At 41.5% G+C, this 14155-nt stretch carries 13 protein-coding genes; 4 read left to right on the forward strand and 9 right to left on the reverse strand.

The window, feature by feature from the left end; genetic code table 11:
- Positions 1–55: 55 nt before the first annotated feature.
- The 3 genes from ACZ5OK_RS15335 to ACZ5OK_RS15345 all read right to left on the reverse strand — a co-directional run bounded on the left by ACZ5OK_RS15335 (position 56) and on the right by ACZ5OK_RS15345 (position 2615).
- The gene (locus tag ACZ5OK_RS15335; protein WP_343838315.1) at positions 56–829 is read right to left on the reverse strand and encodes a tyrosine-protein phosphatase; all 774 of its coding nucleotides are present in this window, start codon (positions 827–829) and stop codon (positions 56–58) included.
- 345 nt (positions 830–1174) lie between these two features.
- Entirely contained in the window at positions 1175–1870 is a 696-nt protein-coding gene (locus tag ACZ5OK_RS15340; RefSeq protein WP_343838318.1) for a CpsD/CapB family tyrosine-protein kinase, read from the reverse strand.
- Positions 1860–2615 carry a YveK family protein gene (locus tag ACZ5OK_RS15345; protein WP_343838320.1) on the reverse strand — a complete coding sequence of 252 codons (756 nt, stop codon included), beginning with the start codon at positions 2613–2615 and terminating at the stop codon, positions 1860–1862. Before ACZ5OK_RS15345 ends, ACZ5OK_RS15340 begins: the two co-directional genes overlap by 11 nt.
- A gap of 1136 nt (positions 2616–3751) precedes the next feature.
- Between ACZ5OK_RS15345 and ACZ5OK_RS15350 the strand changes: the two genes are divergently transcribed.
- Positions 3752–5404 (forward strand): aryl-sulfate sulfotransferase, encoded by a 1653-nt coding sequence (locus ACZ5OK_RS15350; protein WP_343838323.1) that lies wholly within the window; start codon positions 3752–3754, stop codon positions 5402–5404.
- A 348-nt stretch (positions 5405–5752) separates the two neighbouring features.
- Here ACZ5OK_RS15350 and ACZ5OK_RS15355 read toward each other — a convergent pair whose 3' ends face one another.
- From ACZ5OK_RS15355 to ACZ5OK_RS15380, 6 genes are all read right to left on the reverse strand, one after another.
- Positions 5753–6694 (reverse strand): tagatose 1,6-diphosphate aldolase, encoded by a 942-nt coding sequence (locus ACZ5OK_RS15355; protein WP_464758222.1) that lies wholly within the window; start codon positions 6692–6694, stop codon positions 5753–5755.
- A gap of 46 nt (positions 6695–6740) precedes the next feature.
- Entirely contained in the window at positions 6741–7601 is an 861-nt protein-coding gene (locus ACZ5OK_RS15360; RefSeq protein WP_343838327.1) for a Cof-type HAD-IIB family hydrolase, read from the reverse strand.
- Between the two features lie 26 nt (positions 7602–7627).
- Positions 7628–8098 (reverse strand): PTS sugar transporter subunit IIA, encoded by a 471-nt coding sequence (locus ACZ5OK_RS15365; protein ID WP_343838329.1) that lies wholly within the window; start codon positions 8096–8098, stop codon positions 7628–7630.
- The gene (locus tag ACZ5OK_RS15370) at positions 8088–9515 is read right to left on the reverse strand and encodes a PTS fructose transporter subunit IIC (RefSeq protein WP_343838331.1); all 1428 of its coding nucleotides are present in this window, start codon (positions 9513–9515) and stop codon (positions 8088–8090) included. The genes ACZ5OK_RS15365 and ACZ5OK_RS15370 overlap by 11 nt, the downstream gene beginning before the upstream one ends.
- On the reverse strand, positions 9508–10446 hold the full coding sequence (pfkB, locus tag ACZ5OK_RS15375; RefSeq protein ID WP_343838333.1) for a 1-phosphofructokinase: 939 nt from the start codon (positions 10444–10446) through the stop codon (positions 9508–9510). Before pfkB ends, ACZ5OK_RS15370 begins: the two co-directional genes overlap by 8 nt.
- A 159-nt stretch (positions 10447–10605) precedes the next feature.
- On the reverse strand, positions 10606–11385 hold the full coding sequence (locus tag ACZ5OK_RS15380; RefSeq protein WP_343838336.1) for a MurR/RpiR family transcriptional regulator: 780 nt from the start codon (positions 11383–11385) through the stop codon (positions 10606–10608).
- A 697-nt stretch (positions 11386–12082) separates the two neighbouring features.
- Here ACZ5OK_RS15380 and ACZ5OK_RS15385 point away from each other — a divergent pair.
- From ACZ5OK_RS15385 to ACZ5OK_RS15395, 3 genes are read left to right on the forward strand one after another with little or no spacing between them, the layout of a single operon-like run.
- Positions 12083–12766, forward strand: coding sequence for a Crp/Fnr family transcriptional regulator (locus ACZ5OK_RS15385; protein WP_343838339.1), 684 nt, complete (start codon positions 12083–12085; stop codon positions 12764–12766).
- A 15-nt stretch (positions 12767–12781) separates the two neighbouring features.
- On the forward strand, positions 12782–13528 hold the full coding sequence (locus tag ACZ5OK_RS15390; protein WP_343838341.1) for a nucleoside phosphorylase: 747 nt from the start codon (positions 12782–12784) through the stop codon (positions 13526–13528).
- Positions 13529–13549: 21 nt separating this feature from the next.
- A complete protein-coding gene (locus tag ACZ5OK_RS15395; protein ID WP_343838343.1) occupies positions 13550–14152 on the forward strand; it encodes an ECF transporter S component in 603 nt (200 codons plus the stop codon).
- Positions 14153–14155 lie beyond the last annotated feature (3 nt).

Genomic DNA, 14155 nt, shown 5'->3' on the forward strand with positions numbered 1-14155 from the left:
TATATGGTTTTGGAATGGTATGACGCTAACTTTTTCTCTTTATCTATTTATCTCTTTATTTTTTTAATAGGCCAAAGAATTTTTTCTGTGTGATTCGGTGCGGCTGATCCCCAACAACCGCCTGGCCATCCATTAATCTCTCTGTATTTTCCATTAACTGAAAAACCATTTCATTGCCGAATGTCTTTTTAATCTGCTCGTAAGCTTCCAGTAAGTGAAATCCTCGTGATGTGGTGTTATGAGCATCGGAGGCGACGAAATGGGTCAGGTTTGCTTCTAGAATGTCTTTTGTGAATTTCTGGATCTTTTTGCCGAATTTGCCGGTTGCACTGGCTGCGGTTACCTGAGTGAGTGCGCCGCTTTTGACGAGACTGTATAGCTGATCCGGTTTCTGTATAAGGGCGGAATTCCGCTCAGGATGCACAATCACCGGTGTGTAGCCGGCCACTTGCATATCAAAGAATAATTGGTTGGTATAGTGCGGTACATGATTGGATGGAAGTTCGACAAAGACATATTTACTGGCAGCATTTAATGGCAGGATTTCATTTCTCTCTAATCGTTCCACCATATCCCCATTGATCCTCGTCTCATGCCCGGGGACTATGGTAACTGGTATATTTTCATCCTCAAGTGCTTCGTTTAATGCTTGTACAGCTTCTTCCACTTCATGTCCGGTATTATTATATCTCCCGTCCAGATGATGCGGAGTTGCGACAATGGTGTAAATCCCATCTTTCGCAGCGGTCTGGGCCATTTTCATGCTCTCAGCCACCGATTTCGACCCATCATCGAGATTGGGGAGAATGTGACAATGAATGTCAATCATACACGTTCCCCCTTTCCATTCCAAAACTAAACGTACATTTTAATGAACAGGTACTATTTTACCACCGGTTTCCATAATTTGAAAGGGGAGAAAATTCTGTTGTTTTGTATAAAACGATTGTTTTGTGTCGTTTGTTGTTTTATTTTAACTCTGAATTTAGCGAAAATCATCTCTGAATTCGCGATTTTGATGGATTGTCATAAAACTGTATGAGATTTCCTCCTGATTTAGAATGGAAAAATTAAGATTTTTTCTAAGGCTTATTGTATTTTTTAGAGTGAGAGAATAGTACTAATGAATAAAAAAACCACAGCCTAACGCTTGGATAGGTTATGGTTTTACGTGTTATTTGTTTCCGTAATAGTAATAATAGTTGCTTTCTTTGACTTCCCGGTCGTTTAGGACAACCCCTAAAATTCTCGCCTGTACCTGCTCAAGCTGCTCTTTTGATTTTTCTGCTGCCTCATGTTCAGTTATTTTGCTTCTTACCACAAGCAGCACACCGTCACATTCCTTGGCGAGAATCGATGGATCGGTCACAGCCAATACCGGGGGTGTGTCAAAAATGACGATATCATAGGCTTCCTTCGCTTCTGCTATATATTGCTGCATCCGCTTCGAGCTTAAAATCTCGGACGGGTTGGGCGGAATCGGTCCACAGGTAGCGACATCCAGATTGGGCACTTCCGTCTGTGAGGTTGTCGATTCCAGATCCGCATCTCCGATTAAATAGTTGCTCAATCCGGTAGTGTTATCCACCTGGAACGTGTAGTGCACAGTCGGCTTCCTCAGGTCTGCATCCACTAAAAGGACCTTTTTCCCCTGCTGTGCAAAGACAACAGCCACATTCGCGGTCGTCAGGGATTTTCCTTCCGATGGACCGGATGACGTCACCACGAGTGTCTCGAGGTCACGATCCACCGAGGCGAACTGTAAATTGGTTCGGATGGAACGATATTGCTCGGATATCGGTGACTTCGGATTTTTATGGGCAATAATTTGTCTGATTCGTTCGCTGAATCGTTTCTTTTTACGCGCCAAAGGTTCCACCACGCTTTCTGTCCATTCGCAGGTTTGGTGTTCGTTTGCCTGCCGGCCGAATGTCGCTGTCGGAAATTTGAGCAACAACACCTAATACGGGCAGCTCCAGTGTTCTTTCTACATCTTCTTCGGTCTTGATGGTGTTGTCCAGGTATTCAAGTAAGAAGGCCAGTCCAACACCGATCATGGCGCCAAGCACCAGGGCAATGGCGATGTTTAACATTGGATTCGGTTTGACCGGCTGTGGGTCGGCTTTTATTTGGGCTTCCGATAAAATCTGGACGTTATCCACGTTTAAGAGCACGGGCACCTGATCCTGAAAGACGGATACAATCGTGTTTGCCAGCTGTACAGCTCGATCCGGGTCAGGATCCTGCACAACCACATTCACGACCTGCGAGTTTTCCGCACTGTTCACCTGAATCTTCTGCTCCAGTGCATCGACGGACATGTCCAGGTTTAACTCACTAACTACATTATCCAGAATCGCCGGACTTTTAATGATGACATTATAGGTATTGATAATCTCCACATTGGTCCGAATATCATTAACGTTATATTCTCCCTGTGGATTTTCGGTCTGCTGATTGACAATAAATTGGGATGAAGACTGATAAATCGGTGTAAGAAAATAATAGCTGATAATAGCCGCAATAAATGCAGCGCTGAACGTTATGGATAAAATTAAAAGTGCACGCTTTTTTAACGTCTGATAAATTTCCTTCAATGATATGGTTTCTTCCATTTTAGTGGTTCGCACCTCCGTAATGCGTACTGTGATCTATGTTTATTGGATTTTTTGATAGAGTTTTTTGTTGCATTGTCTAGCGAAAATCTCTGAAACTAAACATTATTACTATATCATTTGGGCTGGTGCCTGTCACCACCCGAATTTTGTCGAATAATCTTGCTGGGCAGCTCCCTCTTTATTTCGGGGACTGTCCCTCGGTTAATTAACGCATTAACGCTTTAAAGCATATGGGGACAGTCCCAAGATAAAGACGTAATGAAAAAGCACATTGAGCTTGTGCGCTTTCATTACGTCTTTATCCATACAATTGATACATACCTCATAAATATTCACACATAATGAAATGGGCATTTAACCCTTCCTCACTCTGCACCCCTGACGACAAGCGTCTAAGGTCGAGAGTCTGATCTCCACCCACAGCACAGCCGAGTAGCTCCATTGATAAAGGTAAGGAGGTATCACCTAAGAAACTCATTTTTATGTAAATATTTTTGGGAAATTTATTATATTATGTATTAATTGCGGATAAATTGCGAGGTTTCTGTCTCCCTTTGTCTTCTTTTGTATTATAACAAGGGGACAAAGGCTTGTCATCGGCCAATAATCTCATGTGCAGGAAATGTATGGAGCATTATCCAGGGGGGAGTGGCTTTTTTAGCGGGGCTTAGGTTGGAGATGGGGAGTTTATAGGAACGGGGAGATCGGTATCGGGCGGGATGGGGCTGGTATCCGTTGGTTTTAGGGTTTTATCGGTCGGCGGATCTGGCATCGGTCGATTTTTGGTTTCTATCAACCTGTTTTGATTTAGTTTCAATTAAATTGGGCTTTTTATCAACTGATTCGGGGCCGGCATCCGCCGGCTTTAACTTTCTATCAATCACTGGAGCTGGCATCAGTCAGTTTGTATATTTTATCAATCAATAAGCGCTCTTTATCAATCAACTCGCCTCTGTTATCCGTCAACCTGAGCTTATTTCAATCATCAGTCCCGACCTCGAGATAAAATCCATATATTTACCTACCATTTTTTCCTTTCCTAATATATAATCCCTTGTCCATGAATGGTATAATACGATTGACTTACGGTTTAAAACAAAAAGTGTAAATTAGATTAATAGAGGGAGAGAGTTATGAAAAAGAGTATAATTTTTATTGTTGGTGTGATTATAGCTGCTGGGGTTGTGTTTTGGATTATGGACCGGGACAATCCGGCACAGGAGGCGACTACCCAGGCGGAGAATTATGAGTACCCGCCTACGGTTGCGAAGGATTTGCTGGACGAGCAGGAAAAGCTGGAGGAGACGATTTTGCAGGAAAGTGAAGGTAGCACGTTTGCAGAGCCTTATGTGAAGCTGGATCCTTACAATCGTTCTCCATTATCCGCGCTGGCGATTTTTTCGACCGAGGAGCCTGCTCAGGTTTCGGTAACAGTTGAGGGAGAAACGGATGATGCGGATATTTCCAATACGTTTGATGGCTACAAGACCTATCACGAAATTCCAATTTTAGGGCTGTATCCTGATGCTGAAAACACAGTTCATCTTACCGTAACCACGGAATCAGGGGAAACTTCTGAGAAAACCTTGAATTTAGAGACCGATCCGCTGCCGGATTACATTCCTACCATTAAGGTGGAGGAAGTGCAGAAGGAAAAAATGGATCTGGCGGACACGAGTTTGACGTTTGCGATTCCTAGTACGAAATATCCCTATGCTTTTGATGCAAATGGGGACATCCGCTGGTACGGTTCTGGCTACAACAGCCACGTGCTGAAGGAATTGGAGAATGGGAATCTTCTCTATTTAGGTAAGGAAGACAATAGCGGCAATGCGTATAACCGCTTATTTGAGACGAATTTTATCGGGAAGCTGTTTAATGCCTTTAAGATTAGCGAGGAGGCGGCCCAGGCGGAGCAGGATGGCATGGAGTCCACGCTGATCCACCACGATATCGCGGAGCTTCCGAGCGGGAATTTACTTTTAACCGTGAATGACGGAAAAGGCAATTATATGGAAGACACGATGATCGAGATCGACCGCAAAACCGGTGAAGTGGTTAAGGTTATTGATCTGAAGGCGCTCGTTCCGGAAGAGATGTACACGGACTACGACAGCACGCCGAAAAAGGATGGGCTGACGGACTGGTTCCACCAGAATTCGGTCGTCTATGATGAAAGTGATGACAGCATAATTATTTCCGGGCGTAACTCGGATACAGTGATGAAAATCGATTACGAGACGAACGAGATTAAGTGGATTCTGGCTGACTCTGAGGGTTGGACAGGCGATTATGCGGATTTAGTTGTGGAAGGCGTTGGTGAGGATTTCAAATATCCAGCCGGCCAGCATGATGCAACGATTATGCCGGACTTCGATAACAATCCGGATACGATAGATCTGCTCATCTATGATAATAACACCGTTGTCACCCGCGGAAATGAGGATCTGTCGAAGGATTACAGCGCCGGCGTTCAGTACCGGATTAATGAGAAGGAAAAGACCGCTGAGATTATCTGGTCCTATGGTGAGGAGCGCGGTGAAGAGCTGTTCACGAATATCGTCGGTAGCGCGAAATATATGGAGGACACCGGCAACCGTCTGCTTGGCTTCGGGCACGTTGCTAAAGGCGAGCGGAGTCATATTATTGAAGTGACTGATGATCAGGATGCTGAGGTTGTGTTTGAGGCAGTGATGTCAGACTTTCCTCAGGGCGCCTGGGTGTATCGCGGTGTGCGGTATGAGCTTTATCCAGGTGGCTGGGAGAAGAATTTTTCGGTTAAATAGTTTTTGGTGGTGGGACGGAGGGACAGGTACGTTGTCCCGATTTTAAATAGTCAGGTTGGACAGGATACTTACTTCCCTACTGTTCCACCTACTTCCCATAAGTATCACAACGAATCATTGATAGATTAGATCAGAATCAACCGATTGAGTTTATAAATTTACTCTACCCGAGCGATACTGCTTTAAAGGACAGTATCGCTCGGGTAGTTTTTGTTACGACCCAACAATTTTTTGAGAAAAAGGGCTAAGCGACCCTGGATTATACAGGTTCGCTTAGCCTTTCATAAATTTATTTAATCTACACTAAAACTGTGTCCCATGGGGTGGCTGTTTCTTCAATGGCCTTGGTTACTTTTTTAAGGTTTTGAACACCTGTAGATTGAAGCCATTCATAATATCTGTCTTTCCCATCTTTTGCAAATGGCTGGACGCCTTCTTTCCAAATGGCCCTTCCACATAGACAGCCATTAAAGGCAATCCTGAGTCTTTAGCAAAATGCAGGGTATCAATAAACTGTTCATTTGTAACCCCACCACTTAAGTAAATAAACGGTAGCCTACTTCTTTCTGAGCATTTCCTGTAGTAAAACCCTGCTTCCTGCGCTGTAAATACCGGTTCGTAATTTTCGTACTGCTCGTTACCTTCAATATGGAAAACCTGAACGGGTACTTCTACTTTTAATAAATCAATACCATATTCCTCTTTTGAGAATTCTTCCATGAAATATTCAACAATTTGTGGTTTTCGCTTGGCAAATTCGACACCTTTTGAATCAAGTCCATCAGCACTGTATGATACAGGCTCCAGAATAAACAGCACATCATTTTCCTTACATTCATCGCCCACTCGTTTAATTAGAGTTTTCTTTATATTATTATATTTTTCTTCTTCTTCCGTGTCATAATAGACCAATAGCTTGATTGCATCTGCTCCTGAATTAGCCAAATCCTGAACGGCATAAAAGTCTACTAAGTTGGGAAGTCGACCTTTTTCTGACGTATCGTAGCCCGTTTTTTCGTAGGCCATAATGAGTCCTCTTGAGTCCTCCAGTTTCTCAGCCGCCTTCCAACCATATTCAGGATCCAAAAGTAGGGATGAAGATTGATTGCCCAGGACTTCACTTACTCCTACTTTAAAGTTCGTAAGTCCATCTCCATATGAAATGTTTTCATTGAAGGACTTAATCATTTTTCCCAATGAACCGCGCTGGTCCATAGCAGTTGCCAGTACAATATGGTTATGATTGGAGATTGCATCTAATCCTCTTTTTTTACCTGGTGTTAATTTCATTGATTTATCCTCCTCATTTGCATGATGCGCGTACCATGCTCCAAAATTATTCATTATCTAGAAAGCTATGAATAACCCTGGCGACGCCGTTCTGATCATTCGATATGGCAATATAATCTGCTTCTTTCTTGACATAATCCTTTGCATTTTCCATCGCATAACTATGGGAAACAGCCTTGAACATGGAAATGTCGTTTCCGCTGTCACCTATTGCAATAGAATTGTCTAAACTCATGTTCAGCACCTGTGCCAGGTATTTAAGCGCATTTCCTTTTGAGGCTCTAGGGTGCTCTAGCTCAAAATTGTATGGTGATGAGGAAACAAGCGTTACGTCCTTTTCCCCTGCAAAATGATTCCATCCATTTATCCTTTTTTTATCCAGGAAAGAAAAGGCCAGTATGTTGTAAACTTTCTGTTTATCCTGGTACACCTTTTCATTGCTTTCCATGAATACATAACCGGTTTGTCCTACTTGTTTCTCATACGCTTGCTCCATAGATTCCATTTCTATTTTTGAACTGTGAATTTCCAGTTCTTTCAACTCGCTCTTAAGAATCTCTCTCCCTTGAACAGGGGTATAAATCCCGCTTTCACAAAACATTTCATAATAAAAGTTTTGCTGATTCAACCAGTCTGCAATTCTTCTGGTTTGGGCCTCTGGCATTGATTCTGAGAGAATATTAGTTCCAGCAGGAGAGTGGATGGTAGCTCCATTAGCCCCAATTGTGTATAAAGATAGATCGATGTCATCCAGGATCTTCTTAACATCGAATTGCGCTCTACCTGTAGCAATGACAACCTCATGTCCAAGCTTCAGTGCTTTTTTTATTGCCGCAATGTTTTCCTTACTAATTTGATGGTGACTGTTAATCAACGTACCATCCATATCAATCGCTATGATACCCATACTGGGATGACCTCCATCTTTACCTGTTAATTCATATGCTCGTTTAAAAAACCATTGATAATATCATAGATCTCATCCGAACTCTTGGCTTCTGATAATTCTGATCGAACATCGTCATGAATAAGCATTTTGGAAATAGCAGATAATACTTTTAAGTGTGTAGAACCGCCTTCTTCGTCAGGGATCAGCAAGGAAATAAAAAACTTCGCAGGTTCACCGTCCATTGAATCCCATTCAATCCCATTATCATTAACCAAAATCACAATTCCAGCCTTTTTGATAGAATAATCCTTTGTATGGGGGATAGCAAAACCATTATAAAAACCAGTTGTGCTTTCCTCCTCACGTTGAATAAGTCCCTTCACAACAGCTTCTTTATCTGTTGCAATCCCCTGCTTAATAGCAAGGGACGCAATTTGTTCAAACACTTCCGCCTGTGAATTTAAATCAGTGTTATATTGGATTAATTCTTTATCTAATAATTGATTATGCTGCATCTTCAACACCTACTTCATTTTTTAAGTAAGAACGTTTCTTGTAAGCCCCGTAAATAAAGGCAGCTACTAAAGATCCGATTAAAATCGCTACAACCCATAAGATTGCGTTAGTAACAACAGGTAATACCAAGAATCCTCCGTGTGGTGCCGGTACTTGTACGTTAAACAGGTAAGTTAGAATTGCCGAGATAGATGAACCGACCATTAAAATAGGAATGACTACAAGCGGGTTCTTAGCTGCAAATGGTATAGCTCCTTCAGTAATATGCGTCGAACCTAAAATAAAGTTTAGAATACCAGCGTTTCTCTCTTGCTCATTAAAATATTTTCTGAAGAATACGGTTGCAAATGCGATGATCAATGGTGGTGCAATACATGCGGCTGATACACCTGCCATGAAATAGAAGTTTCCGTCTGACAGCAATGCTGTACCTGTAAGATAAGCAGCCTTATTCACTGGTCCACCCATGTCAAATGCACTCATACATCCAACTATTAAGCCTAAAAGAATCGGGTTGGAATCCTGGAAGTTTGAAAGAAAATTCATCATACCTTCGTTTATGGTTGTCATTGGTCCTACAATAATTTTCATCGCTCCACCGGTTAATAATATCCCGATAAGCGGATACAAGAAGATTGCTTTTAACCCTTCTAAAGATTGTGGCAGCGATTTAAAGAGTTTCATCAATAAGACAACAATGTAACCTGCGATAAAGCCGGCAGCAATTCCGCCTAAAAAGCCTGCTCCACCATCATTAGCAATTACACCGCCAACAAAACCAGCAATCATACCTGGCCTTTGTGCGATCGATTGAGCAATGAATGCAGCTAAAATTGGAACCATAAGTCCAAAGGCCACACCACCTGTACTATTCAGAAATGCTGCGAACTCATTATATTGTTCGTGATCTGGATTAGCTGAGTGAATCCCAAATAAGAAGGATAAAGCTATCAGCACACCACCACCAACAACAAATGGAAGCATGTGGGAAACACCGTTCATTAAGTGTTTATAAATGGTTCGGCCTACACCTGATCCTCCTTCAGATGATTCCTCCTCTGCAGCATCAGAACTTGAACTACTTCCATTTCCCTTGTAAGGGAGTGCCTTTCCATCGATAATTTGCTGAATTAAATTTTCAGCATCTTTAATCCCTTGTCCTACCGACACATCGATGGTTGGCTTTCCAACGAATCTGCCTGCATTTACGTCTTTATCTGCAGCAATGATGACACCATCAGCTTCTTGAATCTCAGCTTTGGTTAACTCATTTTCAACACCTACCTGGCCGTGTGTTTCAACCTTGATTTCTACACCTAATTTTTCGGCAGCTTTTTTTAGTGCCTCTTCAGCCATAAATGTATGTGCAATTCCTGTTGGACAGCCTGTGGCACCGACAATTTTAATCTTACTCATGTTTGATTCCCCCTTTTACATTTTCTTCTATTTTAATTTTTTGAACTAGCTCATTCAGGTCGCTTAAATCACTAAGTCCTTTTGAAAAAGCAGTTGAAGCTCCTGCTGCCGATGCATAGGTTAATGCTTTTCCAATAGAGAACCCTGCCTGTAACTTCTGAACAAACATTGCAAGCATTGTATCTCCTGCACACGCTGTATTTACAACGCTCCCATTTACGGATGAGACTTTTACTAAATGGTCATGATCGATATATACTGCACCCTCTTCTCCCAAGCTGATCAATACACGCTGGGATCCTTTATCTAAAAGGTCATAGCCTAATTCAATAACCTCTTCATCTGTTATCGAATCACGGTTATATAATTTTGCCAGCTCCTCTCGATTTGGTTTGATCAGGTATGGATGATAAGGGAGACAGTTTAATAGATTTTTTGAACTAATATCTAAGACTAGGTGTATTCCTTTTTGATCGGAAACCTTTGCAATTTCTTCATAAATGGCTTCATCAACGCCCTGTGGCGCGCTCCCTGATACAAAAAGTATTGAATGGTCCGGTAATTGTTCGATTTTTTGCTTGATTTGATAAATGCTTTTCTGCTCTACCTCCGGGCCTCTATTCACAATTTTATATTCCTCATCATCATTATGAACGAAAATGTTCACACGGGTGATTCCGTCTATTTCTACAAAATCTGTATGAATGCCTAAACGTTTTAACTCATCTTTAATATAAGACCCGGTAAATCCCGCAACAAAACCTAATGCAGTGCTATCAACACCTAACTTTTTAAGCATAATAGATACATTAATTCCCTTTCCATTAGCCTGATAGTCTTCATCATAGGTTCGATTGACCTGATTGGGTTTAAAATTCTCTGTTGCAACAAATAAATCAATCGCCGGATTTAACGTACAAGTATATATCATCCAACCACCTCCTTTATCTTGATTTCATTATCGCACATAATTTAATGTAAAGGTTTTCAGGATGTGTAAAAGGGTTTTCATATATTCAATTCTTTAGGTTTATATAAAAAGAAAACCCAGGAAAGCCTCTATGGAGGACAAATTCCCGGGCAAATATCTCTACGTCATACGAATCACATAGGCATCCAAAATAATTCTTGAGATAACCTGTAACGGAAGTCTCGAGCGAACTTCATAGTCAGGAAAATAGGAGTGAGAATCTTTATAACCTAAAAAGAATAATTCCGATAAAGAAGCTAGGCTAGAGTCCATTTTTGCTGTTAAAGTGATAGTACTTATGTTATTAATGCGTAAATTTTTACAAGCTTCTACTAATTCCTTTGTTTCCCCACTTAATGAAATAAAAATTGCCAGTTCCCTCTGTTTGAGCTTTTTTGACTTTAATCGAATAATATTTGGGTCATTATGCATCTCGCAGTTCTTTTCTAATAGCTGGAGTTTTGTGGTCATTTCGGAAGCTATCATCTCTGAAAAGCCTCTTGCGAAAACATAAATTTTATCAGCATCCTGTATTTTTTGTATCGCATCCTCTATCATGCCGATCGATTGCATTTGAATGGTCTTTACCACTTCATGTTCATTCTTAAAAATTGCCTGTTTGATTTCCATGTCTATATCCTTTAACTCTGATGGTTCATCATCCGGGGTAGAGAGCTTTTCGTGAATGCTGTATTTAAAGGATGTATAGCCATTATACCCAAGCTTTTTCATCAAGCGGACGATTGTAGCTGTTGAGACATTTGCTTTTTCACTTAAATTTACGATAGACATTTTAGAAGTTTCCGTTAAATGGTCATAAATATATTTCAACAAAAACCGTTCAGATTCACTTAACGTCTGGTACTTGTCAGGTGAAATATCAAAAATCATGTCGCTCATAGAAACCCCTGCCTTCTTTTTGAATTCGTTTGTATAGTTCAATAGTAGCATATTTTGGGGTAATGGTGTTCGTACCAAGTGATAGCTGTGTGGTGGCCCCCCCCTATAGAAAGTTAGTCTAGAAGAGCATTTGACAAACCCCCAAGATTCTAAAGAATGGCCGGTTAGAGGGAAGAAGATTATCTCTGCATAAATGTAAGGTATTAAAAATTGAGCGTTTTTTTATTGAATCAAGCGCTTCTTCTTCCATTCTGTCCTATTTAAAAATTTTTCTGTCCGGTTTCAAAATTAATTCGTCCTGTTTATAAAAAGATTAAGCCCTATTTATTGTGATTAAGCCTAAAATGTATTTTATTGATCCCATAGCTCTTTATTAAGCCTGAAATATATTTATTAATCCAAATCTCTACTAATTAAACCTTTAATACATCTATCAATCCACTTTTCTACTAATTAAACCTTAAAAGGGACATGGGACCTGTCCCTCTGTCCCCCCGAAGGAGAATAGCGCCCCTGGGCATACCTGCTCCACTGGGGTGGTGCCTGTCACCGCCCGGATTTTGTCGAATGGGGAGACATTTTTCTCGAAATGGGTTATGATTTAACTGAAATTTCTTTAAATTAGCAATCCTGGGTGGACAGATGTCCTGTCCTCTATTGATCGAATCCTATAAAATAAAAGAAGGAAGTTGATGGGATGGAGAAACTGACAGAGCTGATAGAGGAATATAATCATGTACATGAAATGGTGAAAGAGTGCCCCTATCGATTCCTGAAGAAAATGTCTGTGGATCAAATCAGTCAGGGAGATATTGTTATTTATCAGGGCGATTCAATCCAGCGTTTTTATATCATTGTTGAGGGGACGGCGAAGATTTACGTCACCTCCGAAAACGGCAGGACGTATTCACAGGCGATATATCAGAAAGGGGATTTTATTGGGGAGATTGAAATTTTTGACCAGTATTCTTCTGTTTCAAATGTGAAAGCGTTAACAGATTTAACGTTGATCAGCATCGATAGAAAAGATTTTCTTGAGTGGATGAGTGTAGATCATCATATGAGTTTTTATTTCAACCGGCGTCTGGCGAAATATTTATATAACCTTGCGATGAAGGCGGGGGTCGATAGTCTCTATCCGCTCAAGTATCGTCTTTGTGATTTTATATTAAAGGAAATGGTCCCCTATCAGCGTAATCATTATATTGTGAGAGTCAGCAAGAGCCAGATGAGTGAACTGCACGCGGTTACGTTAAGAAGTGTGAATCGGGTCCTGCGGGAGTTAGCTGAAAAGAACGTCATTAAGTTCAAGGAAGATGGAATTATTGTTCCCCATCCTCAACTTCTGAGTGATGAAAAGGAAAATAGTTTGCTGGAATAGAAAGGGAGATTATTTATGGGCACTGAAATGCAGCCACACCTTCAATTAACCGAAGAAATTCAGGCAAAATATGCATTGCTCCCGGGGGATCCAAAGAGGGTCGATCAGGTCAAAAAGCATTTTCATAACGTGAAAGAATTGGCTTTTAACCGTGAGTATAAAAGCATCATTGGAGAATATAAGGGCATTCCCGTTCTGGTTGTTTCGACGGGGATCGGCGGGCCGTCAGCCGGGATTGCGGTGGAGGAATTGGCCAATATTGGGGTAACCACGCTCATCCGGGTTGGGAGCAGCGGATCGATGCAGAACCACATTCATTTAGGTGACCTAATTGTTGCTACAGGGGCCGTTCGTGATGAGGGTACAACCAATGCCTATATTGAAGCCGGCTTTCCTGCTGTAGCGGATGATCAGCTGGTTTCTGCAATCCGTGCTGCCGCTTCCAAAAAGAATATCCCCTATCATACAGGGATTGTCCGAAGTCATGATAGTTTTTATACCGATAAGGAAGAACAAATAGAGGACTACTGGTCTAGACGAAGAGTCCTCGGCTCCGATATGGAAACCTCCACATTGTTTGTCGTCGGAGCTTTGCGAGGAATAAGGACGGCATCAATTTTAAATGTCGTGGTTCCGTCAAAAGGGAATCTTCAGTCCGGAATCAATGACCTTGTTGATGGGGAAAGCCTGCCAATCCAAGGTGAAAGATATTCCATTCAGGTGGCATTAGAGGCTATTGCTTCTATTCACAATACATTTTAATTTTTAAGGGAGGAACTGGAAATGAGTAAAACGAGTATGTGGTCTTTCAAGCTCTCAACAGCCGCGATTGCTTTAATTCCTGCAGCCATCGGGATTAACTACTTAGGGAAATTATTTGCGGGATTGTTAAAGCTGCCTCTGTGGCTCGACTCGATCGGGACCGTTTTAGCAAGTATGCTGGCAGGACCTATTATTGGTGCTTTATCAGGAATCATTAACAATATTATTTATGGAATCACCGTAGATCCTATTTCCACAGTATACGCCATTACCAGTGGTGCCATCGGTCTGATTGTCGGGGTTATGGCTTATAAGGGCTGGCTGAAAAATGTAAAAACCGCGATTGTCATTGGTTTTGTCGTAGGGATTGCAGCGGCGATCATCTCAACCCCTCTGAATATCATTTTCTGGGGCGGTCAGACCGGCAACGTGTGGGGAGATGCTTTTTATGCCTTCTTAGTATCCAATAACGTCCCGGTATGGCTCGCTTCGTTTGGGGACAGTTTCGTTGTCGATGTTCCTGACAAAATCGCATCCGTCATTATCAGTTATTTCATATTTAAAGGCCTTCCAAAGAACTTCAACACGATTTTCCGCAGCAGTGACAAAATTGAACAACTATAGAGG

The sequence above is a fragment of the Salinibacillus aidingensis genome (genome assembly GCF_055393355.1).

Coding starts and splice junctions, on each gene's coding strand:
- ACZ5OK_RS15385 (WP_343838339.1), top strand. CDS start 12,083: ATGGAGAAACTGACAGAGCTGATAGAGGAATATAATCATGTACATGAA.
- ACZ5OK_RS15360 (WP_343838327.1), bottom strand. CDS start 7,601: ATGGGTATCATAGCGATTGATATGGATGGTACGTTGATTAACAGTCAC.
- ACZ5OK_RS15355 (WP_464758222.1), bottom strand. CDS start 6,694: ATGAAATTAACACCAGGTAAAAAAAGAGGATTAGATGCAATCTCCAAT.
- ACZ5OK_RS15365 (WP_343838329.1), bottom strand. CDS start 8,098: ATGCAGCATAATCAATTATTAGATAAAGAATTAATCCAATATAACACT.
- ACZ5OK_RS15380 (WP_343838336.1), bottom strand. CDS start 11,385: ATGAGCGACATGATTTTTGATATTTCACCTGACAAGTACCAGACGTTA.
- ACZ5OK_RS15345 (WP_343838320.1), bottom strand. CDS start 2,615: ATGGAAGAAACCATATCATTGAAGGAAATTTATCAGACGTTAAAAAAG.
- ACZ5OK_RS15390 (WP_343838341.1), top strand. CDS start 12,782: ATGGGCACTGAAATGCAGCCACACCTTCAATTAACCGAAGAAATTCAG.
- ACZ5OK_RS15395 (WP_343838343.1), top strand. CDS start 13,550: ATGAGTAAAACGAGTATGTGGTCTTTCAAGCTCTCAACAGCCGCGATT.
- ACZ5OK_RS15370 (WP_343838331.1), bottom strand. CDS start 9,515: ATGAGTAAGATTAAAATTGTCGGTGCCACAGGCTGTCCAACAGGAATT.
- pfkB (WP_343838333.1), bottom strand. CDS start 10,446: ATGATATATACTTGTACGTTAAATCCGGCGATTGATTTATTTGTTGCA.
- ACZ5OK_RS15335 (WP_343838315.1), bottom strand. CDS start 829: ATGATTGACATTCATTGTCACATTCTCCCCAATCTCGATGATGGGTCG.
- ACZ5OK_RS15350 (WP_343838323.1), top strand. CDS start 3,752: ATGAAAAAGAGTATAATTTTTATTGTTGGTGTGATTATAGCTGCTGGG.